This window comes from Streptomyces sp. NBC_00104 (assembly GCF_045160825.1).
Lineage (GTDB): Bacteria > Actinomycetota > Actinomycetes > Streptomycetales > Streptomycetaceae > Streptomyces.
Map to the genome: position 1 here is coordinate 10,555,347 of NZ_CP108215.1, position 26,070 is coordinate 10,581,416.

At 75.0% G+C, this 26,070-nt stretch carries 18 protein-coding genes and 2 pseudogenes; 17 read left to right on the forward strand and 3 right to left on the reverse strand.

All coding sequences use genetic code 11. The features are described 5' to 3' along the window. Window positions 1-88 precede the first annotated feature (88 nt). A complete protein-coding gene (locus OG272_RS46080) occupies window positions 89-1,960 on the forward strand; it encodes a beta-ketoacyl synthase N-terminal-like domain-containing protein (protein ID WP_327726236.1) in 1,872 nt (623 codons plus the stop codon). Next, window positions 1,957-2,784: a 4'-phosphopantetheinyl transferase superfamily protein gene (locus OG272_RS46085; protein ID WP_326573099.1), complete on the forward strand. Its 828-nt coding sequence runs from the start codon at window positions 1,957-1,959 to the stop codon at window positions 2,782-2,784. Before OG272_RS46080 ends, OG272_RS46085 begins: the two co-directional genes overlap by 4 nt. Window positions 2,785-2,924: 140 nt before the next feature. Here OG272_RS46085 and OG272_RS46090 read toward each other — a convergent pair whose 3' ends face one another. Next, window positions 2,925-3,680, reverse strand: a complete 756-nt coding sequence (locus OG272_RS46090) for an SRPBCC family protein (protein WP_327726235.1) — start codon at window positions 3,678-3,680, stop codon at window positions 2,925-2,927. 68 nt (window positions 3,681-3,748) lie between these two features. Next, entirely contained in the window at window positions 3,749-4,768 is a 1,020-nt protein-coding gene (locus OG272_RS46095) for an AfsR/SARP family transcriptional regulator (RefSeq protein WP_326573095.1), read from the reverse strand. 590 nt (window positions 4,769-5,358) lie between these two features. Between OG272_RS46095 and OG272_RS46100 the strand changes: the two genes are divergently transcribed. The 15 genes and pseudogenes from OG272_RS46100 (at window position 5,359) to OG272_RS46170 (ending at window position 24,348) form a co-directional block, all read left to right on the forward strand. Then, window positions 5,359-6,180: an AfsR/SARP family transcriptional regulator gene (locus OG272_RS46100; protein WP_326573093.1), complete on the forward strand. Its 822-nt coding sequence runs from the start codon at window positions 5,359-5,361 to the stop codon at window positions 6,178-6,180. A 67-nt stretch (window positions 6,181-6,247) separates the two neighbouring features. Then, entirely contained in the window at window positions 6,248-6,583 is a 336-nt protein-coding gene (locus tag OG272_RS46105; RefSeq protein WP_326573091.1) for a hypothetical protein, read from the forward strand. Next, window positions 6,580-6,738, forward strand: coding sequence for a hypothetical protein (locus OG272_RS46110; protein WP_327726234.1), 159 nt, complete (start codon window positions 6,580-6,582; stop codon window positions 6,736-6,738). The genes OG272_RS46105 and OG272_RS46110 overlap by 4 nt, the downstream gene beginning before the upstream one ends. 307 nt (window positions 6,739-7,045) lie before the next feature. Then, a pseudogene (locus tag OG272_RS46115) lies at window positions 7,046-7,393 on the forward strand (AMP-binding protein); the annotation flags it as partial. 163 nt (window positions 7,394-7,556) lie between these two features. Further along, window positions 7,557-7,877, forward strand: a pseudogene (locus OG272_RS46120) (hypothetical protein); the annotation flags it as partial. A 22-nt stretch (window positions 7,878-7,899) separates the two neighbouring features. Then, window positions 7,900-8,124, forward strand: a complete 225-nt coding sequence (locus OG272_RS46125) for a hypothetical protein (RefSeq protein WP_405892109.1) — start codon at window positions 7,900-7,902, stop codon at window positions 8,122-8,124. Beyond that, window positions 8,121-9,863, forward strand: coding sequence for an FAD-dependent oxidoreductase (locus OG272_RS46130; RefSeq protein WP_405892107.1), 1,743 nt, complete (start codon window positions 8,121-8,123; stop codon window positions 9,861-9,863). Before OG272_RS46125 ends, OG272_RS46130 begins: the two co-directional genes overlap by 4 nt. Before the next feature lie 358 nt (window positions 9,864-10,221). Next, the gene (locus tag OG272_RS46135) at window positions 10,222-11,175 is read left to right on the forward strand and encodes an aromatase/cyclase (protein WP_327726231.1); all 954 of its coding nucleotides are present in this window, start codon (window positions 10,222-10,224) and stop codon (window positions 11,173-11,175) included. Between the two features lie 346 nt (window positions 11,176-11,521). Continuing rightward, window positions 11,522-13,267 (forward strand): acyl-CoA dehydrogenase, encoded by a 1,746-nt coding sequence (locus tag OG272_RS46140; RefSeq protein ID WP_327726230.1) that lies wholly within the window; start codon window positions 11,522-11,524, stop codon window positions 13,265-13,267. Window positions 13,268-13,439: 172 nt separating this feature from the next. Beyond that, window positions 13,440-14,309: a 4'-phosphopantetheinyl transferase superfamily protein gene (locus OG272_RS46145; protein WP_327726229.1), complete on the forward strand. Its 870-nt coding sequence runs from the start codon at window positions 13,440-13,442 to the stop codon at window positions 14,307-14,309. Window positions 14,310-14,966: 657 nt separating this feature from the next. Next, a complete protein-coding gene (locus OG272_RS46150; protein WP_405892104.1) occupies window positions 14,967-17,519 on the forward strand; it encodes a condensation domain-containing protein in 2,553 nt (850 codons plus the stop codon). 77 nt (window positions 17,520-17,596) lie between these two features. Further along, window positions 17,597-18,805: a methionine adenosyltransferase gene (gene metK / locus OG272_RS46155; protein WP_326573073.1), complete on the forward strand. Its 1,209-nt coding sequence runs from the start codon at window positions 17,597-17,599 to the stop codon at window positions 18,803-18,805. A 33-nt stretch (window positions 18,806-18,838) separates the two neighbouring features. Then, the gene (gene metH, locus OG272_RS46160; protein ID WP_405892102.1) at window positions 18,839-22,306 is read left to right on the forward strand and encodes a methionine synthase; all 3,468 of its coding nucleotides are present in this window, start codon (window positions 18,839-18,841) and stop codon (window positions 22,304-22,306) included. Continuing rightward, window positions 22,303-23,208, forward strand: a complete 906-nt coding sequence (gene metF, locus OG272_RS46165; RefSeq protein ID WP_326585313.1) for a methylenetetrahydrofolate reductase [NAD(P)H] — start codon at window positions 22,303-22,305, stop codon at window positions 23,206-23,208. Before metH ends, metF begins: the two co-directional genes overlap by 4 nt. Window positions 23,209-23,382: 174 nt before the next feature. Continuing rightward, window positions 23,383-24,348: a hypothetical protein gene (locus OG272_RS46170; RefSeq protein WP_327726225.1), complete on the forward strand. Its 966-nt coding sequence runs from the start codon at window positions 23,383-23,385 to the stop codon at window positions 24,346-24,348. Between the two features lie 97 nt (window positions 24,349-24,445). Here the strand turns inward: OG272_RS46170 and OG272_RS46175 are convergent, their stop codons facing one another. Then, complete coding sequence (locus tag OG272_RS46175) at window positions 24,446-25,918, reverse strand: LVIVD repeat-containing protein (RefSeq protein ID WP_405892099.1); 1,473 nt, start codon at window positions 25,916-25,918, stop codon at window positions 24,446-24,448. Window positions 25,919-26,070 lie beyond the last annotated feature (152 nt).

A 26,070-nucleotide genomic window follows, 5' to 3' on the forward strand; every position in this document is an offset into this window, starting at 1 on the left:
GTCCCCGGCCGCACCTGTGTCCCCGGCGGCACCGGGGGCATCGGTGTCTCCGCCCGCACCGCCCGCACCGCCCGCACCGGGGGCACCGGTGTCCCGGCCTTTTCCGCCCGTCGTGGCGGAGTGCGGGCCGGTCCTTCCCTCCGGGGCCGGGGCCGGGGCCGTACCGGCGGCGGGCGGTGACATCCCGGGTGTGGAGGACGGTTACGCCGTCGTCGGCCTTGCCGGGCGCTACCCTGCGGCGGCGGACCTGAACGTCTTCTGGGACAACCTCCGCGAGGGCCGTGACACCTCCTCGGACGCGCCCGCCGGCCGGCCCGGCCCTTCCCCCCTGGAGGAGGGGCAGCGCGGGCACTTCCTGGACGGTGCCGCCGACTTCGACGCGGAGTTCTTCCAGTTCGCCCCCGAGGAAGGCGCTCTGACGGACCCGCAGGAGCGGCTCTTCCTGGAGACCGCCTGGGAAGCGCTGGAGGACGCGGGCTGCACCGGAGCCCGGCTGGACGCGCTGCGCGGCCCGGACGGCACCCCGCGCGCGGTCGGTGTCTTCGTCGGCGCCAGCGCCGGCGACTACGCGCTGCTGGCCGCCGCGTCCTTCAGCCGCGGCCGGCCCGCCGTGCCCCGCAGCGGCCACTGGGGCCTGCCCGGCAGGCTGGCCGCGCTGCTCGGCCTGAGCGGGCCCGGGCAGGCCGTCGACACCGCCCAGTGCTCGGCCCTGACCGCCCTCCACCTCGCCGTGCAGGCCCTGCGCCGCGGTGAATGCGCCGCCGCCGTCGTCGGCGCCGCCGAACTGCTGCTGCACCCCTCACGGGCCCGGGACGCCGCGGGGGAGGGCGTCGGCGCGGCCGTCGTCAAACCGCTGCGCCGGGCGCTCGCGGACGGGGACCGGGTGTATGCCGTCATCCGCGCCACCTCCAGCGGATTCGCCCCGCCCCCCGCGCCCGCGCCTGCCGCCGGCCTGCACGAGACCCGCGAGGCGACCGTGCGCCGCATCGGCGACGCCGGGGCGGCCACCGGACTGGCGGCCCTGACCGCCGCCGTGCTCCAGCTCGGCCACGGCACCCTCGCCCCCGCGGCCAGCCGGCCCACCGCCCGGCCGTGGCCGCGCCCCCGCGACGGACAGGGGCGCCCGACGCCCCGTACCGCCACGGTCGAGGTGGCGGCCGACGGCGGCTTCACCGCACGCGTCGTCCTCCAGGAACACCTCGCGCCCCCGCCGGCGCACCGCCCCCCGGCACCGGAGGACACCCCCGGCCGCGAGGAACTGGTGGTGGTGTCCGCGCCCACGCCCGCCCACCTCGCCGCCACCGCCGCCAGGCTCGCCGACTGGCTCACCCGGCCCACCCCACCGCCCGACGGCGACGGCGACGGCGGAGGCGGAGGCGGAGGCGCGGCCGGCGGGCCGGTCCTCGCCGACGTGGCGCGGGCCCTGCGCACCGGCCGGGCCGCCCTGCCCTGCCGGATCGCGCTGCTCGTCACCGACCTGCCCCGGCTCGTCGCCGGGCTGCGCCGCTTCGCCGGACACCCGGCCGCCGGCGGCGACGTCCGCTACGCCGACCTGCGCGGGCACGGCGGCGACCCGATGGGCCTGGGCGCCCTGCCGGAGACCGGCGCCTACCTGGCCGCGCTGTGGCGGGGCGGACACCTCCGGCAGCTCACCGGGCTGTGGCTGTCCGGGCTCGACGTCGACTGGGCCGCGCTGGAACCGGGTCCGGGTGCCGGGACACCGGCCGCCGTACCGCCGCCCTCGGCGTTCCTGCGCCGGCCGCTGTGGCTGGACCCGGCCCCCGGCACCCCGGCCCCCGGCACCCCGGCGTCCGGCCCGGCGCCCGCCACCCCGGCGTCCGGCCCGGCGCCCGCCACCCCGGCGTCCGGCCCGGCCCCCGCCACCCCGGCCCCCGCCACCCCGGCGTCCGGCTCTCCGGTGTCCGGTACCCCGGCGTCCGGTACGGAGCGGGCCGGATGACCGGCCAGGACCCGGGGCGGCACACCTCTGCCCGGCAGGGGCCGCAGCCGGTGAAACTGTGGTTCTGCCCCAACGAGGAACTCGCCCCCGGCATGACCGCGATCCTGGCCGCGCACTGGCTGGACGAGCACGAGCGGGAGACCGCGGGCCGCTTCCTCTTCGAACGCGACCGGCGCCAGTACCTCGTCGCCCACGCCCTCGTACGACGCGTCCTGGCACTGGAGAGCGGTATCCCGGAGGCCGAGGCGGTGATCTGGCGTTCCTCGCGCGGCCGGCCGTTCCTGCACAAACCGCCCGAGGGGCTGCCGCGCGGGGGCCGGGAGCTGGACTTCAACCTCTCCCACTCGGGCGGCCACAACCTGCTCGGCGTGGTGCGCCGCCACCGCATCGGGGTGGACGTGGAGCGGCTCGACCGCGGCGGCCAGGGCTTCGACGCCGTCGTGGCGTCCTTCGCCGAGGACGAGCGCCGGTGGGTGGCGCGGGCCGCGCCGGGCCGGGCCCGCGACCGGCGGGTGCTGCGGCTGTGGACACTGAAGGAGGCCTACTCCAAGGCCCGCGGCCTCGGCCTCGCACTGCCCTTCGACGCGTTCTCCTTCACCCTGGCCGAGGACCTGGGGGTGACCGGCTTCCGGCCGCCCGACAACGACGCCGACCCGCGGTGGCGCTTTGTGGAACTGGAGCCGGTGCCCGGCGTGCTGGCCGCCGTGGCCGTCCTGGCCGACACCGGCACACAGGCCGTGCTCCACCTGCACCACGGATTCCCGTGGGGGCGAGCCGCTCCCCGGCTGCTGCCCCTGCCCGAACCCGCCCGCGCCCGGGTGTAGGCCGGGTGCAGGACCGCAGAGGGACAGAGGGACAGAGGGACAGGGCAGGCAGGGGGGCAGGGCGGGCGGGGCAGGTGTCCGGCCCGCTGGCCTGCCTGCCTGCCTGCCTGCCGGCCGTGGGCCGGGCGGCGGGCCCACGGTCACCGAGGTGCCCGGCCCGCCGGGCGCGGGCGCGCAGCCGGTGCTGTCACCGGGCCGTGTGGGGGGCCGTGTGGGGTGGCTTGCGTATGCCGCTTGGCCAGGGCGAGGGTGGCGGTGGAGTTGTGGCCCAGTGCCCGGCGCAGGCAGCGGCGGGCCTGTTCCACGGTGGTGCCCTCGCCCAGGACGGGCCCGATGGCCTCCTCCCGCAGCAGGACCGTGTGCCGGGAGGTGACGGTGACACCCGACGCGTCCGGGACGACGGACCACTGGCCGGTGTGGGAGTGCATCAGCGCCGGTGTGCGGGTCTGCTTGTAGACGATCCGGCCGCTGTCTGGGAAGCAGACGCGTACGGACTGCGTGGTGTGCGCGGCGCCGTCGGCGGTCCGCGTGTCCATGGTCATGACCTGCACGCCGGGGGTGTCCTCGGCCACCTCCAGGCGGGCGACGCGGGGCAGGAGCCGGGGCCAGTCGGCGACGCGGTGGAGGAAGCCGTAGACCGGCTCGGGCGGGCCCTGGACCCGGATGCTGTCCTCGAAGGACAGCACCAGCTGATCCAGTCGCTCCCACCGCTCGGCGAGGTCCTTCAGCCGGCAGAGTTCCGCCCTGCTGTTGGTGTCGGTGGCCCGGCGGACCCACTCGGCGTCCTCGGCGCGGTCACCGCCCACGGTGAAGTCGTGCAGCAGGACCAGCCGGCACGCCCCGCTCCCGCGCTCCTGGACGGTCCACCGCCCCGCACCCCGCACCCCGAACCCCACGCCCCACGCCGCGTGCCGCGTGCCGCGTGCCGCGTGCCGTCACGCCGCCTCCGGCTTGCGGCGAGCGGCTACGTCGTCCCCGGCAGCCGGGTGGCCAGGGCGTCGAAGCGGCGCAGCAACACCTCCTGGCGGCGGCCCAGTTCCTCGACACGCTGCTGGAGCCGGGCGATCTCGGCGCCCAGTTCCAGCGCCTGCGCCTGCGCCGGTGTCGTCGCAGCGGACGGCAGGTCCGGGCGGGCCGGGACGGACAGGTCGGGGGCATGGTTGAGGATCGCCTCCAGCCGGCCGCGCAGCACCGGACCCGGCTCGATCCCCAGGGCCTCCACCAGACGGCGCCGGGCCCGCTCGTAGACACCCAGCGCCTCGGCCTGCCGGCCGCCGCGGTACAGGGCGACCATCAGCAGGTCGTAGAACCGCTCGCGCAGCGGATGATCGGCCGTCAGCTTCTCCAGCTCGCCGGTGATCTCGTCGTGCTGCGCACAGCGCAGACACACCTCGTACAGCGTCTCCAGCACGCTCAGGCGGTTCTCCTCCAGCCGGTCCGCCTCGCTCGTGCAGATCGGCCCGTACCGGCTGTCCTGGAGCGCCGGCCCGCGCCACAGGGCCAGCGCGCCGCGCAGCAGCCGGGCCGCGGACCGCGGATCGGTGGCGGCCGCCGCCCGGCCCTTCGCCGAGAGCCGGCAGAACCGTTCGACATCGGTGGTGGCGCGGCCCAGGCTCAGCAGATAGCCGGTCGGCAGCGTGGTGATCCACTCGTGGCCGGGCACCGCAAGGCGCGGCTCGGGCAGCAGCCGCCGCAACCGGGCCACATGCGCCTGCAGCGCGTTCCCCGCGTTCGACGGCGGGTGCCCGCCCCACAGCTCCTCGGTGAGCTCCTCGGCGGACAGCAGCCGGCCGGCACACAGCACCAGCGCCGAGAACAGGGCGCGCTGCTTGGACCCCGGCGGCACGATGTCCTCGCCCGTGCGGCCGTCGTGTATCTCCACCGGCCCCAGCAGCCGGAACTCCGTCCCCCCGGCGGGCACGGCAAGAACCCCGGCGCTGTCCGCTCCGGCGGCGGACGCCGCGCCCCCGCCCGGCACGCTCACCGCGCCACCGCGCGGTGCGGTCCGGCCCGGCGGACGCCCCCGGCGATCCGCGAGCCGCCGGGGAACCGGCGCGGCCGCTCACGGCAGGCCGCAGGGGAACCACCGGCGTGGCGAAACACCAACAGCCGCAGCTCCATCGTGACTCCCCTCCTGGCCGACAGCCGACAGCCGACAGCCGACAGCCGACAGCCGACAGCCGGCAGCCGACAGCCGACAGCCGGCAGCCGATGGCCGGGCGGCTGGCCATCGCCATCGCCATGGCCATGGCCGTCGGCTGCCGGCCGGGCGGCGGTGGCCGTTGGCGGCCCCGCGGTGCTCGTCGCCCGGGCACCTGGTGAGCGCGGGTGAGGCGCCCGGCCGGTCGGACGATATCCGCCCGGCCGGGGCGGCGGCCGGGCGCACGAGGCAGGTTCCACCATCCGTACAAGCGTTCTTGAGCGGACCGGCCCGGCGGGGCGGGCCCCGGCTGTGGAAGGTCACTCGAACTTGGCTGGAGCTACCGAGGGGGGTGGCGGGAACGGGGCTAGCGTGCTGAACGGCCGACGGCTCTCAAGCCATCGAGGGAACTCGATCGATACGGGGAGGAAACCATGGAGTTGCAGGTCCTGGGACCGTTGAGCGCTGAGGTCAACGGGGTGTCGATCGTCCCGACCGCGGGCAAGCCGAGGCAGATGCTCGCCCTGCTCGCCTTCTACCCCAGCCGGGTGATGCCCGTGTCCATGCTCATGGAGGAGATCTGGGGCGCCCACATGCCCCAGAGCGCCATGACCACCATGCAGACGTACATCCTCCAGCTCCGCCGCCGCCTGGGGACCGCGATGGGCCCCGACGCCCCCGGAACGGCCAAGGAGGTGCTGGCCACCCGGCACGGCGGCTACGTGCTGCAGATCCCGCCCGAGAGCGTCGACGTCCACCGCTACGAACAGCTGGTCACGGCCGGACAGTCGGCCTGCGAGGAGGGCCAGGACACACGGGCGGCGGACCTGTTCCGCGACGCCCTGGCCATGTGGCAGGGACCCGCGCTGGTCGACGTACGCGTCGGTCCCATCCTCGAGATCGAGGTCATGCGGCTCGAGGAGAGCCGTCTGGTCACCGTCGAGCGGCGCATAGACGCCGACCTCAGACTCGGCCGGCACACCGAACTCATCGCCGAACTCACCGACCTGACGGCACGTCACCCCAAGCACGAGGGGCTGCACTCCCAGGCCATGGTGGCGTTCTACCGCTCCGGCCGGCAGGCCACGGCACTGGACGTCTACCGCCGGCTGCGCATGCGTCTGATCGAGGAACTGGGCATCGAGCCCTCGCCGCAGCTGCAACGGCTGCACCAGGCGATGCTCACCGTCGACCCGGCCCTGGACGTGGTGTGCGGGCCGCGCCGCACCTCCACCTTCAACCTGTACGCGGTCTGAACCCCAACGGCACTCCAGGCGCCGGCGCCACCCTCATCAGGCGCGGACCCACCAGGAGGAACGGCCGATGCGCGACGAACAGCCGGGCGGCCCCTTCTTCGTCCGCGGACCCGCACCACCCCGGCCGCCGGGAGAGGCCTGCCGCGTCGCTGGGCGCCTGGCACCGGCCCCGCCCGCGCCCCCGGCGCGCTGCGGCACCGCCGGCCCGCCGGCGGGCATCAACCTCGCCCTGCAGGACGCGGCCGCCGCCCACCCCGTGCTGCTCGACGCGCTCCACGCCGGCGACACCAGCCGGATGCGGCTGCCGCCCTACCAGCAGCGGCGCGCCCGCACGGCCGCGGCCGTGCACCGCATGGGAGCGGATACAGGCCCAGGGCACCGCTCGGCCGCGGCGGACCCGTGACCGCACAGCTGCGCTCCGGCGCCGCCGCACTGCTCACCCGCTCCCGGCTGGGCGAGCACCGCACCCACCGCATCGCCCACGGCGCCGACGCCGTCACCGTACGCACCGACCTGACCGACCTGTTCGAAAAAGGCCCCCGGACAGAGCACACCTGACACCCCCGCCCGCGGCGGCCCGGACAGGCCGGCCCCCACCGGCCCACCGGCCCCGCCGCCGGACCGCCGGACCGCCGGACGCCTCGGCGGCAGGCCGTCACGGAGGCCGTCACGGAGGCCGTCACGGAGGCCGTCACGGAGGCCGTCACGGAGGACGCCGTACCCGGGTGCGCCAGGGGCCGCGAGCGCTCTTCGAACGGTCCTCGAGCGCACAGGCAGAACGTGAGAGCCCCCAGCGGTGCACGCGCCGCCCGCCGAGACCCGGAGGACACCAGCCGTGGCGCACCTGACGTACCCCGGCCTCCCGGTGGACGGCCTGCTGCGCACGGCCGCCGCCCGCAGCCCCGACAGCGTCGCCGTCCGCGCCGCGCGCACGGCGCTGTCCTACGGCGAACTGGACGCCCAGGCCGGCCGGATCGCCGCGTTCGTGCAGCAGGAGACCGCCGGCCGGCCCGGCGTGCATGTCGCCGTCGCGGGCGTCCTCGACGACCCCGTCTTCGCGGCCGCCTACTACGGAGTGATACGCGCCGGTGCCACGGTTGTCCTGGTCAACCCGCTGACCGGCAAGGACGGGCTGCGGTACGTCCTGGCCGCGGCCGCCGCCCGGATCGCCCTGGTGTCCTTGGCCACGGCCCGCCTGCCGGCCAGGACGCGGGACGCGCTGCCCGCGCTGCGCACCCTGGTGGTGATGGGCCCGCCCGACGGCACGGTGCCCAGCGGATGCCTGCCGCTGCGCACCGCCCTGGACACCGCGCCCGACGCCCCCGCCGAGCACCGCCCCCGGCCGGGACACCGTCGCCTGCGCGCAGTTCACCACCGGCACCACCGGCCGGCCCAAGGGTGTACGCGTACTGCTCACCCACCGCGATCCGGTCGCCAACGCCCGCCAGACCGCGCTCGCCCACCTCGTCCGGGCGGGCATCGTCCTGCGCGAGACGCCCGGGAACCACGACGGCGACGGCCCCCTGCACGCCATCGCGGCCCGCGCCGACGAACGCCTCGCCCCCTTCGGGCGGATCCGCCTCACCGAAGCCTGCGACGCCGTACCCCGCACCCCCACCGGCAAGCCGGCCCGTGCCCTGGTCCGCACCCGGCTGCGGGCACGGGCCGCCGTCGGGCCGTTCACCCCCACCCCCTGACCGAACCCGCCAGGAGCAGACCATGGTGACCTTCGTCAACAAGCTGACCGTCAACATGGTGACCTTCGTCAACAAGCTGACCGTGCACGGCGGCCTCGGCCGCTTCCTGGAACCGGCCCTCCGGCAGGACACCGCCGCCCACCGCCGGGCCGTGCGCGGCCAGGAGTTCCAGACCCTGCTCCAGAGCCTGCGCCCGCCGGCCACGCCCGACCGGGGACGGTACGAGACGGTGGAGGCGAGCGCGTGAGGGCCCACCCCGGCCGGCCCCGGGCGATGGTCGTCGGCGCGGGCCCCGTCGGACTGACCGCCGCCTACGAACTGGCCCGCAGGGGGCTGCGGGTGCGGGTCGTCGACGCCGCGGCCGGGCCCGCCCGCACCAGCAGGGCCGTGGCCGTGCATCCGCGCACACTGGAGACGTTCGCGCAGATGGGCGTCGTCGACGCCATGACGGCACGCGGGCGCAAGAACCGGGCCTTCACCATGTACGCCGGCGGACGCCGGCCGGTCCGCCTGGAGGCCGACTACTCCACGATGCCCACCTCCTACCCGTACACGCTGGTCATCCCCCAGACCGAGACCGAGGCCGTGCTGCGCGAAGCGGTGGCCCGGTGCGGGGTCGACATCGAGTGGGGCGTACGGCTGACGGGACTGGAGCAGGACACCGAGCGGGTGCGCGTGCGGCTGGCACGGGCCGACGGCGGCCAGGAGAGCGCCGAGACCGGCTGGCTGGTCGGCTGCGACGGGGGACACAGCACCGTGCGCCGCCTGCTCGGTCCGGAACTGCCCGGCCACAGCAGCGAGACGTGGATGCTCGCCGACGCGCCCGCAGGCACCGACCTGCCGCCCGACACCGTCTACTGGACCCACACCGGCGGCCAGGCCCGGTTGACGGTGCCCTACGCCCGCGACGGGCACTGGCGCCTCCTCGACACCGCCCCGGCCCCCGGCGCATCCGGCGAAGACGGTGCCGCCGAGCGGCTGAGCGCCAGGCTGCCGGCCGGGTTCGGCCGCCGGGTCCGGGTCGGCGAACCCGTGTGGACCTCCGTGTTCACCTTCCGGCAGCGGATGGTGCAGCGCATGCAGGACGGCCGCGTCTTCGTGGCCGGGGACGCCGCCCACGTGCACAGCCCCGCCTCCGGACAGGGCATGAACACCGGCATCCAGGAGGCGTACAACCTCGCCTGGAAACTCGCCCAGGTGGAACAGGGACACGCCGGAAGCGAACTGCTGGCCACCTACAGCCAGGAGCGGGTGCCCCTCGGCGAGGCGCTGCTCGGCTCCGCCCGCACCGCCACCTTCCTCGTCCAGCTGAAGAACCTGCTCGCCGCGGCCGCGCTGCCGGCCGTCTTCGCCGCCGTACGGGCGCTGCCCGCGCTGCGCCGCGCCGTCCAGCGCAAGGTGCTCGGCGGCATGTCCGGACTGCGCATCGGATACGGCGCGTCCTGCCTGACCACCACCGCCTGCGACGAGGACGCCCAAACCGGCTTCCTGGCGATGTCCGTGCCCGTGCGGATCCCCCCGGCCACCCCCGCCCCCGGCACACGGATCACGGCGGCGCCGGTCCACCACCCGCGCGCGCCGGGCTGCCGCGCCCTGCACGACGAACTGCGCGATCCCCGCTGGTCGCTGCTGCTGGCCGCGGGCGGCACCGGCCCCGGCGACACCCCCGTCGGCGTGGCCCTGACGGCCGCTGTCCAGTACGGCGAGTGGCTGTCGGTGCGGACGGTGGGCGGTACGGGCCCCGACGGGCCCGCCCCCCTCGCCGACACCGGCGCCCGGCTGCGCGCCGCGCTCCAACTGGCCCCGGGCTGCTGGCTGCTGGTGCGCCCGGACGGCTATGTCGCCGCACGCGGGGACCGGCTCACCCGCGCCGCGCTGAACCGGGCCCTGGCCCCGCTGCGCCCGGCCGCCCCGCTGGCCGGGCAGGCACCCCCCGAACCGGACGTCGCCCGGCCCGCCTCCACATACCGGCCCAGGGAACACTGACCGCGGCCCGCCACCCGCCGCACCGGTCACCGACGGAACAAGAACGAGACCGAACGGAACGGAACGGGACCGGGCGGGACCGGGCGGGACGGGGGAGGGGGCGGGGGCGGGGCGGGGCGCTCCGGGGCCGGAGGTCTCCCGGCAGCCGGACCGGCGCCTCCCGGGGCCTCGCGCCCGGCGTCGCCCCCACGGCCGGGCGGGCTCGGCGGGCTCGGCGGGCTCGGCGGGCTCGGCGGGTTCGGCGGGTTCGGCGGGTTCGGCGGGTTCGGCGGGTTCGGCGGGTTCGGCGGGTTCGGCGGATGTGGCCGCGGTGCCGACCGCGGCCGAGGTCTCGACGACGAAGGGAAGGGTGCTTGTGGTGACGGGTGAGCGCGTGCACCGTACGTCGCACTCGATCGAGGTGGCCGCACCGGCCGGTGTCGTGTACGGACTGATCTCGGACGCGGTCCGGTGGCCTCTGCTCCTGCCCTCGACCGTGCATGTGGAGCGGCTGGAGTTCGACGGGACCAACGAGCGGCTGCGCATGTGGGCGACCGCCGGCAGCCAGGTCAGATCCTGGATCTCCACGCGCGTGCAGGACCCGCGCACCCGGTGCGTGCAGTTTTGCCAGCAGCACCTGCAGGCGCCCGTGAGGACCATGAACGGCACCTGGGTCGTCGAGGAACGTCCGGGCGGGAGCAGCCTGCTGACCCTGCTGCACGACTTCACGGTCCACGGCGACCGGGCCGAGGACGTCGCCTGGACGGAGCGGGCCCTGGGCGTCAACTCCCCGGCCGAGCTGGGCAGTCTGCGCTCGCTCGCCGAGCGGTGGACACGGTTCGACGAACTGGTGCTCTCCTTCGAGGACGCGGTGGCGATCGACGCGCCCGTCGAGCCGGTGTACGACTTCCTGTACCGGGTCGGCGACTGGCCCCGGCGGATCCCGCACGTGTCGCGGCTGGAGCTGACCGAGGACACCCCCGGGGTGCAGGTCGTGACGATGGACACGCTCACCGCCGACGGGCTGGTCACCACCGCCTCGCTCCGGTTGTGCTTCCCGCACGCCGGCCGCATCGTCTACAAGCAGACCGTCACGCCGGCCCTCATGCAGGCGCACACCGGCGAGTGGAACGTCCTGCACGGTGAACACGGAGTGATGGCTGTCGCGCAGCACAGCGTCCTGCTCCGCGAGGAGGCCGTGCGGCGCGTCCTGGGCCCCGACGCGGACCTCGCCCAGGCCCGCCGCCACGTCCGCGAGGCCCTGGGCCGCAACTCCACCGCCACCCTCCACCTGGCCCGCCGGCACGCGGAATCGGTGACCGGGCCGCGATGACCGGGCCGCGATGACCGGGCCGCGATGACCGGGCCGCGGTGACCGGGCCGCGGTGACCGGGCCGCCCGTCGCCGGGCAGGAGGCGACGGCACGCACCGGGCGGGAGCCTTTCCGCCGTGCCGTCGACCGCGGTGAAGGGCCGCGACGGTGCCGGCCCGCGCATGCGCAGGTCCTCAAGCGGCCGCCGGAGGCGCGCGAAACGGTGCTCCGGCCGAACCCGGGCGCCCGATCGAGCCGCCCTCCGAGCCGCCTCCGAGCCGCCTCCGAGCCGCCTCCGAGCCGTCTTCGAGTCGTCTTCGAGCCGCTTTGGAACCGCTTTTGAGCCGCCTTCGTCAGGATGTCAGCCATGACCACCACCGCCATCGGGACCACGCCCGCCGGCCCCGGTCAGTGGGAGGCCGACACCCGGGGCCGCGCGGCCCGGCTCGAGGCCCTGCTCGGCGACCCCTACGACCCCGCCAACCCGCACGGGCTGCGCGCCCTGTTCGCCGCGGACGAGCGCCGTCAGCCGCCCGCCGCCACCGAGGAACTGCTCACCGGGGCCGCGCTCGCCGCCGAGTTCGTGCCCGCCGAGTACGGCGGCCGGCTCACCCGGGCCGATCTCCTCGCCCGCGTCCTGCGCCCGGTCTTCCGGCGCGACGTCGCCCTCGGCTTCGGCCACGGCATCACCTCGCTGTTCGCCGCCGGCGCCGTCTGGGCGGCCGGCACCCCCGAACAGCGCCGGCGCCTGGCCGGCCTGCTGCTCGCCGGCGGCCGGGCCGCGATCCTGCACCACGAACTCGCCCACGCCAACGCGATCCTGCGGCACGAGTTCACCGGCCGCGCCGTGCCCGGCGGCGGTTACCGGCTCGACGGACGCAAGGACGTCATCATCAACGCCGCACGCGCCACGGCGCGGGTCGTCTACGCCCGCACCGGCAGCGGCCCGCGCAGCCACTCGGTGCTGTTCGACGCCGGGCCGCCCGGCGGCGAGGGCGTGCGCCACCTCCCGCGGGTGCCCACCTCCGGCATGCGAGGGGCGCTCTTCTCCGGGCTGGAGTTCACCGGCCGCCCCGTCCCCGGCGACGCCCTCGTCGGCGGCACGGGAGACGGCATCGCCCTCGCCCTGCGCACGTTCCAGGTCAACCGCAGCGTGATCTGCGGGGTCCTCACCGCGGCCGCGGGCACCGTCCTGCACTCCGCGGTCCGGGCCGCGACCGACGGCCGCAGCGGCCCCGTCGCCCGCCGCTGGGGCAAGCCGCTCACCGGGGTCTTCGCCGACCTGCTGGCCTGCGACAGCATGGCCACGGTCGCCCTGCGCGCCCTGGGGCTGCTGCCCGAAGCCGCCCATCTGTTCGCCGCCGCCGTCAAGTACGTCGTGCCCGACCTGCTGCGGGAGGACCTGGAGGAACTCGCCACCGTGCTGGGCGCCCGCGGCTACGAACACGGCAGCCCCCACTACGGCGCCCTCGACAAGCTCCTGCGGGACCTGCCCGTCGCCGGACTCGGCCACGCCGGCACCGCCGCCTGCCAGGCCGTGATCGTGCCGCAGCTCAGGACCCTCGCCGAGAGCTCCTGGTTCATCGAGGAGGAGCCGCCGCCCGCGCTGTTTCGCGAACGCGCCGAACTGCCCCCGCTGGACTACCGGCTGCTGGGCATCGCCGGCGGCGGCGACTTCATGGCCGCCTCCCTCCTCGGATCGGCCGCCCGGCTCGCCCCCGCCCGCCGCGCCGGCGGCCAGATCACCGCGCTGGCCGCGCTGGCCGAGGTGTTCGTCACCGAACTGCGGGCCCTGCGCGAGGCATGCCGGCGGCTGCCCGGGTACGGGTCCCCGGCGCTCGCCGATCCCGCGGTGTGCGTACTCGGCGACCGCTACAGCCTGATCGTCGGCGCCGCCGCGGTCCTCGGCATCTGGGAGGGCCAGGACGGCAGCGACCCCTTCCTCTCCGACCCGGCCTGGGCCGTGCTCGCCCTGTCCCGGATCGGCCAGCGGCTCGGCGTCCCCGTGCCCGACCTGCCCGACGGCTGTGCGGCACGGGTACTGGAAGAACTGCTCCGCCGCTACCGGACCGGCCTCAGCTGCGACCTGGACGCCACGCTCCTGGCCCAGTGACAGCACCCCCGCACGCGCGCCGGCCCGACGGATGGCCCCGAAAACCCAAGGCGCCGGCCGCCCAAGGCGCCGGCCGCCCAAGGCGCCGGCCGCCCAAGGGGCCGGCGGCACAGACAGGGCAGAGCAAGGAAGGGCAGAACGCGGAACAGGAAGGGCAGCCAGGGTGAACCCGTTGACGCACACCGAACCGGCCGCGGCGGCCCGGCCGACCGGCGCCGCCCGCATCCCCGAACCGGTCCACGTCAGCGGCCCCGACGGGCCCTGGCACGGGGTGCGCGAGGACATGGACCTGCGGGGCAGCGCCGTGGTGTACACCACCTGGGGCGAATGGCTCACCGCCGCCGTCACCGACCCCACGCTGCGGCACCTGCTCGGCCGCGACTGGCAGCGCTACCGGCATACCACCGAACCGGTCGTGCGCCTGCGGTTCGTGGCCTCCCGCATGGCCACGAAGTTCACGGCCGCCGCCGCGCTGGGCACACAGCCGGCCGCACTCGACCTGGCCTACAAGATCGGGGGACGCCCCTATCTGCGCGGCCTGGACCAGATCGACGTGAGCCTCACCCACACCGACGACCTGATCGCCGTCGGCGTCAGCCGCAACGGACGGATCGGCGTGGACGCCGAACCCGCCGGACGGCCCATGTCGTTCGACCTGCTCCACAGCCACGTGTGCACACCCGCCGAGCGCGCCGAACTGCAACAACTGCCCGAAGCCCGGCGAGCCGCCGAACTGCTGCGGCTGTGGACCCTGAAGGAGGCCTACACCAAGGCCCTCGGACAGGGAATGCGGCTCGGTTTCACCGAGTTCGGCTTCGGCGTGGGCGGCAACGGCCTGCTCACCCCCGACGGCCGGCCCGCGGCCCGGGACGAATGGGCGTTCGCGACCCACCGCGTGCTCGGCCGCTACCTCATCAGCGTGGCCTGCTACGACACCGGCCTCGACACCTCCCGCGACACCGCCCCCCACACCATGCTCGACGAGGGCTTCATAAGCGCCGTCGCCGGCCTGCTGCACCCCGACGACCCGCCCCGGCGCTGACCCCTCTCTCTCGCCCCCGGGCGCCGGGCTGCCCCGCCCCGGCTGGACGGCACCGCCACGCAGGGCCGGTAATTCCGCCCCCGACCGGGGCGACAGGCGAGGGCACGCGCCCGCCGGTTCCCGGCCCAACGGCGAGCGGCCGGTGCACGCGCCGCTCCCGCCCACCCCAGGACGAGCCGCGCCTTGGGGAGGGCACCTGCGCCGCTCCCGCCTGGCCGCACCGCCAGGACGAGCCGCGCCTTGGGGAGGGCACCTGCGCCGCTCCCGCCTGGCCGCACCGCCAGGACGAGCCGCGCCTTGGGGAGGGCACCTGCGCCGCTCCCGCCCGGCCGCACGCCAGGACGAGCCGCGCCTTCGAAACGGCACCCGCGCCGTCGCCTTGGGGGAGGGCACCCGCGCTGCTCCCGCCCGGCCGCACCCGCGCCATCCCGCCGTGCCCGGCCGGGCACGCCGCACCCGCGGGGCCACCGCCGGACCACCGCCGTGTCAGCGCCGTGTCAGGCCCGTATGGGCCGGCCTTCGCATACTCGTTGCGCGCTCGCAGAGAGGGGAGGCAGGGGGTTCTCCGCAGTCGTCCGCACAAGCCGTGCACACAGCCGTACGCGTCCAGGGGCGGCGTACGCGCGGCCACGCGGACGTGCGCGCCCCGGACAGCCGATGACCGCCGACCACACCTCATCCACGCCGCCCGAGGAGATGACGACCGTCGTCGTCGACCTCGGCCGGCCCCCCTATGACACCCCCGCCCTCGAACTGCGCGGCCCGCTGGGCCCGGCCCGGCTCGAGGCCGCCCTGGACCACCTCGCCGCCGACAACCCCGACGCGCCGGTGTGGCGTCACCGGATCGACCGCCTCGGCCACGAGCACCACGCGCTGCGGCTGGCCGCCGACGACGTGCACACACCGGGCGACGCCTTCCCCTACGGCCTGCTCGCCGACCTGCTCACCCGCTCCACGCCCGCACGGCCCGCCCCCACCCTGGTGCCCACCCCGCTGCAGCGCGAGCTGCTCGCCGACGCCGACGCCCTCCCCGGCCGGCACCTCGCCCAGCTCGCCTGGGCCTGGCACGGCCCCCTGGACAGCGAACGCTTCCACACCGCCTGGCAGTCGGTCGTCGACCACGAGAGCGTGCTGCGCACCGCCTTCGACGACAGCTGCGAACCCCTCCTCGTACGGCACGAGCACACCGACGCCGAGGTGCTGTGGCTGCCGCACGGCACCGCCCGCTGGCCCGACGTACTGGAGGACGACCGCCGGCGCGGCATCGACCCGCGCCGGCCCGGCGCCCTGCGCGTCACCGTCCTCGCCGGCGCTCCCGCCCCCACGCCCCCCGCCGAGCCCGCCCGGGTCCTGCTCACCTACCACCACGCCCTGCTCGACGACTGGAGCGCACGCCTGCTGCTGCGGGCGTTCTACCGCGCCTACCTGGCGGACGGCCGCCTGCCCGGCGGTGAACGGCGCCCCGATCTGCGCGACTACGTCCGCTGGCTGCGCCGTCAGGACACCGCCCCGGCCAGGGACTTCTGGACGCGGGCCGTACCGCCGCGCACCGCGGCCGCCTGGCCCGCCCGGCACACCGCCCCCGCCCCGGCCGGCCCCGTCGGACGCACCCGGCTGCGCCTGAGTGCCGCCCAGACCGAGCGGCTCGCCGCCTGGGCGGCACGCTGGGGCAGCACCGAGAGCGGCGCACTGCAAGCCGTCTGGTCCCTGCTGCTGTACCGGGCCGGCGGGGCCCGGGCCGCGGCCCCCGTCCGGTTCAGCGTCACCGCCTCCGGACGCGGCATCCCCTTCGAGGGCGCCCCCCGCATGCCGGCCGCGCTGAGCACCGCCTGGCCGCTGTCCGTCGAGGTCGCCCCCCACTCCACCGTGGCGACGCTGCTCAGCGATCTGCGCGACCGGATCCTGGAACGCTCGGCCTATGAATGGCTCTCACCGGGACAGATCCGCTCCTGGACGGCCCCGCAGCACCACGCGGCCAACGGTACGCACAGCCCCACCGGCACCGAGGACGGTACGCACAGCCCCACCGGCACCGAGGACGGTACGCACAGCCCCACCGGCACCGAGGACGGTACGCACAGCCCCACCGGCACCGAGGACGGTACGCACAGCCCCACCGGCACCGAGGACGGTACGCACAGCCCCACCGGCACCGAGGACGGTACGCACAGCCCCACCGGCACCGAGGACGGCACGCGCAGCCCCACCGGCACCGAGGACGGTACGCGCAGCCCCACCGGCACCGAGGACGGCACGCGCAGCCCCACCGGCACCGAGGACGGCACGCGCAGCCCCACCGGCACCGAGGACGGCACGCGCAGCCCCACCGGCACCGAGGACGGCACGCGCAGCCCCACCGGCACCGAGGACGGCACGCGCAGCCCCACCGGCACCGAGGACGGCACGCGCAGCCCCACCGGCACCGAGGACGGCACCCTCCTCGTCTTCGAGAACAGGTTCCGCGACCCGGACGACCTGACCGCCGCCCTCGCCGCCCGCGGCATCCGCGTGGAGCACCCCGAGACCCTGGGAACCCCCACGGCCTTCCCCCTCACGCTCGTCGCCCACCACGACGGCGACGAACAGCTCGTCCTGACCGCCGTCCACGACCGCTCCCGGATCGCCGACGCCACCGACGTCCTGACCCACAGCGCCCTGCTCCTGGGCGAACTGCCCTACGTGGCCGACGACTCCACGACCGTGGCCGACCTGCTGCGGCTGCTGCCCGCCGCCGACACCACCACGACGCCCGCGTCACCCCCCACCCCACCCACCGGCGCCGCCCACCGCGCGGACACCCGGCCACACGCCCAGGCGCAGCCCCCACTGCTGCCGCTGCGGGCCGCCGCCGACGCCCGGGCGGGCACCGTCTGCCTGCTCCAGACCCCCCACGTCCCCCGCGCCCGCTACGACCGGCTCGCCCGCGCCTACCAGGGCCCCGAAGCGGTGATCCTGCTGCGCGCGGTACCCGGCGGGCCGCACGCCCGGTACACCGCGCTACGCCCCCTGGCCCGCGCCGGCCGGCTCCTGGTCCTGGGCGGCTTCTCCGGCGGCGGAAGCACCGCCTACGAGATCGCCCGGCGTATCGCGGCGGCCGGCGGCCGGCCCCCGCTCACGGTGCTCACCGGCGCCGCGACCGGCGCGGACCGCCTCGCCCGGCTGCTCGAAACCGCCGCCGCCCAGGCCGGGCACCCCGGACGCACCGGATGACCGGCCCCGGCGGCGCCGCCATGAGCCAGGGACGGCCGGCCGGCCGTCACGCGACCCCCCTACACCCCTGGAGAGACATGTCCCGTCGCCTGTTCACCTCGGAGTCCGTGACCGAGGGCCACCCCGACAAGATCGCCGACCAGATCAGCGACGCCGTCCTGGACGCCCTGCTGCGCCAGGACCCCCACGCCCGTGTGGCCGTCGAGACACTGATCACGACCGGCCAGGTCCACATCGCCGGAGAGGTCACCACCACGGCCTACGCGCCGATCGCCCAGATCGTCCGCGACACCGTCCTGTCCATCGGATACGACTCCTCCGCCAAGGGCTTCGACGGCGCCTCCTGCGGCGTCTCCCTCTCCCTCGGCGCCCAGTCGCCCGACATCGCCCAGGGCGTCGACACCGCCTACGAGGCCCGGACGGCCGGCGCCGACGACGCACTGGACCGGCAGGGCGCCGGCGACCAGGGCCTGATGTTCGGCTACGCCACCGACGAGACACCGTCCCTGATGCCGCTGCCCATCGAGCTCGCCCACCGGCTGTCCCGCCGCCTGGCCGAGGTGCGCAAGAACGGCACCGTGCCCTACCTGCGGCCCGACGGCAAGACCCAGGTCACCCTCGAGTACCGGGGCCACACCCCGGTCCGCCTGGACACGGTCGTCGTCTCCTCGCAGCACGCCGCCGACGTCGACCTCGACACACTGCTCGCGCCGGACATCCGCCGCCACGTCGTCGACCACGTGCTGGCCGGCCTGGCCGAGGACGGCATCAAACTGGACACCGAGGACCACCGCCTGCTGGTCAACCCGACCGGACGCTTCGAGATCGGCGGCCCCATGGGCGACGCCGGCCTGACCGGCCGCAAGATCATCATCGACACCTACGGCGGCATGGCCCGCCACGGCGGCGGCGCCTTCTCCGGCAAGGACCCCTCCAAGGTCGACCGCTCCGCCGCCTACGCGATGCGCTGGGTCGCCAAGAACGTCGTGGCCGCGGGCCTGGCCGAGCGCTGCGAGGTGCAGGTGGCGTACGCGATCGGCAAGGCCGAACCGGTCAGCGTGTTCGTGGAGACCTTCGGCACCGGCGAGGTCCCCCAGAACCGTATCGAGGACGCCATCGCCCAGGTCTTCGACCTGCGCCCGGCCGCCATCATCCGCGACCTCGACCTGCTGCGCCCGATCTACACGCGGACCGCCGCCTACGGCCACTTCGGCCGCGAACTGCCCGACTTCACCTGGGAGCGCACCGACCGCGCCCGGCACCTGAAGGACGCGGCCGGCCTCTGAAACGGCCGGCCGCCCCAGCCCGAGGGAGGCGTAGTGAACACGACCCGGACGGACGCCCTGCGCGAGGCGCTGGCCACCCGTGTGGTGGTCGCCGACGGCGCGATGGGCACGATGCTGCAGGCGCAGGACCCGACCATGGAGGACTTCCAGCAGCTGGAGGGCTGCAACGAGGTCCTCAACGCCACCCGCCCCGACATCGTGCGCTCGGTGCACGCCGCGTACTTCGAGGCGGGTGTGGACTGCGTGGAGACCAACACCTTCGGCGCGAACCACGCGGCCCTGGCGGAGTACGACATCCCCGATCGTGTGCACGAACTGTCCGAGGCGGGGGCGCGGATCGCCCGCGAGACGGCGGACGAGTACACCGCCCGCGACGGCCGGCAGCGGTGGGTGCTGGGCTCCATCGGCCCGGGCACCAAACTGCCCACCCTGGGCCACATCGGGTACACGACGATCCGGGACGGTTTCCAGGCCAACGCGGAGGGCCTGCTCGCCGGCGGCGCGGACGCGCTGATCGTGGAGACCACGCAGGACCTGCTCCAGACGAAGGCCGCCGTCCTGGGCGCCCGCCGCGCGATGCGGGCGGCGGGCGCCCAGGTTCCCCTGCTGGTGTCGCTGGCGTTCGAGACGACCGGCACCATGCTGCTGGGCTCGGAGATCGGCGCCGCGCTGACCGCGCTGGAGCCGCTGGGCATCGACATGATCGGCCTGAACTGCTCGACCGGCCCCGCCGAGATGAGCGAGCACCTGCGCCATCTGGCCCGCCACTCCCGCATCCCGCTGCTGTGCATGCCCAACGCCGGCCTGCCGGTACTGACCAGGGACGGCGCCCACTTCCCCCTCGGTCCCAAGGGCCTGGCCGACGCCCAGGAGAACTTCGTCCGCGAGTACGGTCTGTCCCTGGTCGGCGGTTGCTGCGGGACCACGCCCGAGCATCTGCGGCAGGTGGTGGAGCGGGTCCGTGGCCTCACGCCCGCCCCGCGCGAGGCGCGTCCCGAGCCGGGTGCCGCCTCCCTCTACCAGAGCGTGCCCTTCCGCCAGGACACCGCGTACATGGCGATCGGGGAGCGGACGAACGCCAACGGGTCGAAGAAGTTCCGTGAGGCGATGCTGGAGGCCCGCTGGGACGACTGTGTGGAGATGGCCCGCGACCAGATCCGTGAGGGCGCCCACATGCTCGACCTGTGTGTGGACTATGTGGGCCGTGACGGTGTGGCCGACATGGCCGAGCTGGCCGGCCGGTTCGCCACCGCCTCGACCCTGCCCATCGTTTTGGACTCCACCGAGGTGCCCGTCATTAGGGCCGGGCTGGAGAAGCTGGGCGGGCGGGCGGTCATCAACTCCGTCAACTACGAGGACGGTGACGGCCCCGCCTCCCGCTTCGCGAAGGTCACGCAGCTGGCGCGGGAGCACGGGGCGGCGCTGATCGCGCTGACCATCGACGAGGAGGGGCAGGCCCGCACCCCGCAGAAGAAGGTCGAGATCGCCGAACGGCTGATCGCGGATCTGACCGGGAACTGGGGTATCCACGAGTCGGACATCCTCATCGACACCCTGACCTTCACGATCTGTACCGGTCAGGAGGAGTCCCGCGGGGACGGTATCGCCACCATCGAGGCGATCCGTGAGCTCAAGCGCCGCCATCCGCAGGTGCAGACCACGCTGGGGCTGTCGAACATCTCCTTCGGTCTGAACCCGGCCGCCCGGATCCTGCTGAACTCCGTCTTCCTGGACGAGTGTGTGAAGGCGGGCCTGGACTCGGCGATCGTGCACGCCTCGAAGATCCTGCCGATCGCCCGCTTCAGCGAGGAGGAGGTCACCACCGCTCTGGACCTCATCCATGACCGGCGGGCCGAGGGGTATGACCCGCTGCAGAAGCTGATGGCGCTGTTCGAGGGCGCCACCGCCAGGTCGCTGAAGGCGGGCAAGGCCGAGGAGCTGGCGGCGCTGCCGCTGGAGGAGCGGCTCAAGCGCCGCATCATCGACGGTGAGAAGAACGGCCTGGAGGCCGACCTGGACGCGGCCCTGCGGGAGCGGCCGGCGCTGGACATCGTCAACGACACGCTGCTGGACGGGATGAAGGTGGTCGGTGAGCTGTTCGGCTCCGGCCAGATGCAGCTGCCGTTCGTGCTGCAGTCCGCCGAGGTCATGAAGAGTGCGGTGGCGCATCTGGAGCCGCACATGGAGAAGACCGACGACGAGGGCAAGGGCACCATCGTGCTGGCCACGGTGCGCGGTGACGTCCATGACATCGGCAAGAACCTCGTGGACATCATTCTGTCCAACAACGGCTACACGGTGGTCAATCTCGGTATCAAGCAGCCGGTCTCGGCGATCCTGGACGCCGCCAAGGAGCACCGGGCCGATGTGATCGGGATGTCCGGGCTGCTGGTCAAGTCCACGGTGATCATGAAGGAGAACCTTCAGGAGCTCAACCAGCGCAAGCTGGCCGCCGACTACCCGGTCATCCTCGGCGGGGCCGCCCTGACCCGCGCCTATGTCGAGCAGGACCTGCACGAGATCTACGAGGGCGAGGTCCGCTACGCCCGGGACGCGTTCGAGGGGCTGCGGCTGATGGACGCCCTGATCGGCGTCAAACGGGGCGTGCCGGGCGCGAAGCTGCCCGAGCTCAGGCAGCGCCGGGTACGGGCGACGGCCACGGCCACCGCGGTCGAGGAGCGCCCGGAGGAGGGGCACGTCCGCTCCGACGTGGCCACCGACAACCCCGTCCCCACACCCCCGTTCCGGGGCACCCGCGTCGTCAAGGGCATCCAGCTCAAGGAGTACGCGGCCTGGCTCGACGAGACCGCGCTGTTCCGCGGCCAGTGGGGCCTGACCAAGGAGCTGGTCGAGACCGAGGGCCGGCCCCGCCTGCGCGGCCTGCTGGACCGGCTCCAGACCGGCAACCTCCTCGAAGCGGCCGTCGTCCACGGCTACTTCCCCTGCGTCTCCAAGGGCGACGACCTGATCATCCTGGACGAGCAGGGCAACGAACGCACCCGCTTCTCCTTCCCCCGCCAGCGCCGCGGCCGCCGGCTGTGCCTGGCCGACTTCTTCCGCCCCGAGGACTCCGGCGAGATGGACGTCGTCGGCCTCCAGGTCGTCACCGTCGGCTCCCGCATCGGCGAGGAGACCGCCAGGCTCTTCGAGGCCGACGCCTACCGCGACTACCTCGAACTGCACGGGCTGTCCGTGCAGCTGGCCGAGGCACTCGCCGAGTACTGGCACGCCCGGGTGCGCGCCGAACTCGGTATCGCCGCCGGCGACGCCCGCTCACTGGACGGCCTGTTGCGCACCGAGTACCAGGGGTGCCGCTACTCCCTGGGCTACCCGGCCTGCCCCGACCTGGAGGACCGCGCCAAGATCGCTGAACTGCTGCAGCCGGAACGCATCGGTGTGCGCCTGTCGCAGGAGTTCCAGCTGCATCCCGAACAGTCCACCGACGCCCTCGTGGTCCACCACCCCGAGGCGGGCTATTTCAGCGCGGGGGGCCGGCCTTGAGCACCCTGCGGGAGATCCTGGCGGGCGGCGCCCACTCCGTCTCCTTCGAGTTCTTCCCGCCGAAGACACACGCCGGGACCCGGACGCTGTGGAACGCGATCCGCCGGATCGAACCGCTCGCCCCCACCTTCGTCTCGGTCACCTACGGGGCCGGCGGCTCCTCGCGGGAGCGCACGATCGAGGTCACCAAACGCATCGCCGCCCAGACCACGCTGCGGCCCGTGGCGCACCTGACCGCCGTGGGCCACTCCGCCGACGAGCTGAGACACATCATCGGCCAGTACGCGGACGCGGGCGTGCGCGACGTGCTCGCACTGCGCGGCGACCCGCCGGGCGACCCGAACGCGCCCTGGGTCCCGCATCCCGGGGGCTTCACCCACGCCCACGAACTGGTCTCGCTGGTGCGCAGGTCGGGCGGCTTCAGCGTGGGCGTGGCCGCCTTCCCCGAGCGCCACCCCCGTTCGCCCGACTGGGACACCGACATCCGCCACTTCGTGGCCAAGTGCCGTGCGGGCGCCGACTACGCCGTCACCCAGATGTTCTTCCGGGCGGAGGACTACCTGCGGTTGCGCGACCGGGTCGCGGCGGCGGGCTGCGACACCCCGGTCATCCCCGAGATCATGCCCGCGACCGACGTCCGGCAGATCGCGCGGTTCGCCGAACTGTCCCACGCCACCTTCCCCGACGACCTCGCCCGAAGGCTGGACGCCTGCCGCGGCAACCCGGCGGACGGACACCGCGTCGGCGTCGAGCACGCCACCGCCATGGCCGAACGGCTGCTGGCCGAGGGCGCTCCCGGCCTGCACTACATCACTCTCAACCGGTCCACCGCGACCCTGGAGATCCACCGGAACATCCACCGCGCCCTGCGCGGTCCCCACGCCCTCTCGGCCGCCCGCTGACACCGGATCGGCACGGGCGGCGCGCACGGCAGGCACCGCACCCCGCCGCACCGCACCGCACTGGACCGGCCGCACCGGACGGGGCGGGACGGGGCGGGGCGGGGCCCGCAGGACCGCTTGAGCCGCGCTCGAGATCCGTGGCCCCTGCCACGGGCCCGGGGTTCACTTGGCGCCATGGCCCTCCACGCGCAGCTCCCGCCGTGCCCGATGCTGTCCGAGCCCCGGCTGCGGGACGCCCAGGCCCTGCTGCTGTCCGGCGACCCGCGCCGGGCGGCCGACCGCTGCGCACACCTGCTCGGGGGTGCCCCGCACGCCAGGACACCCGGCTGGCAGGCCGCGTTCGGCGCGCTGCGCGCGGAGTCCCTGCTGTGCCTGGGCGACGCCGGGTGGGCCGAGCGTGAGGCCGCCGCCGCGGTACGGGCCGCCCCGCCCGGCGGTGCCCTGGTGCTGTGGCCGGCGGCGGTCCTGGCGCAGACACTGACCGAGACGGGCCGGTACGAGGAGGCGGACCGGCAACTGCGCGACGCCGCCCGCGGACCGCTGCCGTCCACGGCGTACGCCCTGCCGTACCTCAGGGCCCGCGGCCGGCACCGCCTGGCCGTGCGGCGCCCCGCGGAGGCCCTCGCCGACTTCCGGCGGACCGGGGGAGGGGTGAACCGTCCCGACGCGGGCCTGTTCTTGCACCTTCCCTGGCGGACCGACGCGGCCGAGGCCCTGCTGGGGCTGGGCCGCTGCCGGCAGGCCGCGGAACTGGTCCGCGAACAGCTCGCCCGCACCGCCGTCCTCGGCCCCAGGTACCGGGGCGTCGCCTTGCGTCTGCTGGCGGCCACCGAGGAACCGGCCCGGCGGCCGGCCACGCTCGCCCGGGCGATCGTCGAACTGCGCGCCTGCGCCGACCGCCCGGAGCTCGCCCGTGCGCTGGCCGACCTGGGGGACTGCCTGCACGACCTGGGGGACGACTTCACCGCCGGCGGGGTCCTGCGGCGCGCCCGGCACCTGGCCGCCGACTGCGGAGCGCCACCGCTGCCCGCACGCGTCCTGCCCGGTACCGTCCGCCCGGCCCGCTACCGGGCCGGCACGTCCCCGCGCCGCCTGCCCGCCGCGCCCCGCGACGACCGTCCCGCCGCCAGCGGCGTGTGAGCGCCCGGCCCTCGGCGCCGGCACCCGGCGCCGAGGGCCGGGCGTCCGTGCCGGAACCCGTGCCCGCGGCCGCGTTTGCGCCGGCCCCCGTGCGCGGTCAGTCGTCGGCGCCGAAGTAGTCCGGCTGGGTCTGCACGTTGAGCTCGCGCAGCCGGATCTTCCGCGCGGGGTCGGTCCGCCTGTCGTTGATCTTCAGGACGTCGAGCCCCTTGACCAGGTCGCTCGAGTAGATGTGGCCGTTGTAGTAGTACGCCGACCACGAGCCGCCCCATGCGACGGCGTCCGTGGTGAGCGGGCCGCGCTCGAAGTAGGCGATCTCCCTGGGCCTGGCGGAGTCGGTGAAGTCCCAGACGGAGACACCGCCCTGGTACCAGGCCTGGACCATGATGTCCTTGCCCTTGACCGGGATCAGTGAGCCGTTGTGGGCGACGCAGTTCTCGGTGGCCGTCTGGTGGCGCGGGATCTTGTAGTAGCTCCTGAAGACGAGCTTGCGCCGGTCGCCCTTGCCGACGATGTCGTAGATGCCGTCGGCGCCTCGGTCGGGTCCGATCTCCGCGTTGCAGGTGGCCGCGCCGCCGCCGCCCAGCTCGTCGGTGAAGACGACCTTGTCGGCTTTCTGGTTGAAGGTCGCCGAGTGCCAGAACGCGAAGTTGACGTTGTCCTGGACCTGGTCGATGACCCGGGGGCGCTCGGGGTCGGCGATGTCGAGGAGGACGCCGTCGCCCATGCAGGCGCCTGCCGCGAGGTCCTCGGAGGGCAGCACGGTGATGTCGTGGCAGCCGGTGGTCTTGGTGACGCCCGGGTGGGTGGGCTCGCCCGGGTTGCCGCCGCCGTCCGGTCCGTCGCCGGGGAAGAGCACCGGGAAGCCGACCACGGCGGCCTTGTGCGGGGCGCCGCGCGGCACCTTGATGACCGAGATGCCGTCGAGCGGCGGCCGGCAGTCGGGGTAGGTGGCGCTGGGGCCGTAGGAGGAGACGTAGATGTAGACGCTCCGGCGCTCGGGCACCAGGGTGTGGGTGTGCGAGCCGCAGGGGGTCTCGACGGCGGCGACGTACTTCGGGTTCGCCTTGTCGCTGATGTCGAAGACCTTCATGCCCTCCCAGGAGGACTTCTCGGTCTCCGGCTGTTCGGTGCTGGCGCAGGAGTCGTCGCTGCGCGAGGAGTCGGTGGACAGGAAGAGCAGGTTCCCTGAGACGGATATGTCGTTCTGCCAGCCCGGGCAGAAGACCTGGGCGACGGTCTTCGGGGACGCGGGCACGCTCATGTCGAAGATCCGGAAACCGTCGAAGTTGCCCGCGAAGGCGTACCTCCCCTGGAAGGCGATATCCGTGTTGAAGCCCGGCAGCGCCTGGTTGGGGAGACTGGCCACGGGTTCGATGTTGGCCGAGTGGACGATCCCGTCGGGAGCCGGGACGCCGCCCGGGGACGGCGCGGTGGTGCCGGGGCCGGGGGCCGCACCCGCCTGAGTCGTCGTCAGGAGCGTGCACAGGAGCCCGGCGGCGGCCACGAGCGCGCCCAGGCGTCTGCGCCGCGCTCGGGGACGGGGCAGGGGACGGGTCAACAGGGGCACCGCGGCCCTCCCTGGTCGAAGTGGTCGCCGTGCACGGCGGAACGGTGCACGGACATCGGCAGTATCGGTCCGGTCACGACCGCGCCGGTCGAGGCGGGCTTGACCGTCCGTGGAGCCGCCGGACCCGCACCGCGCGGGAGCGCGGTGCGGGC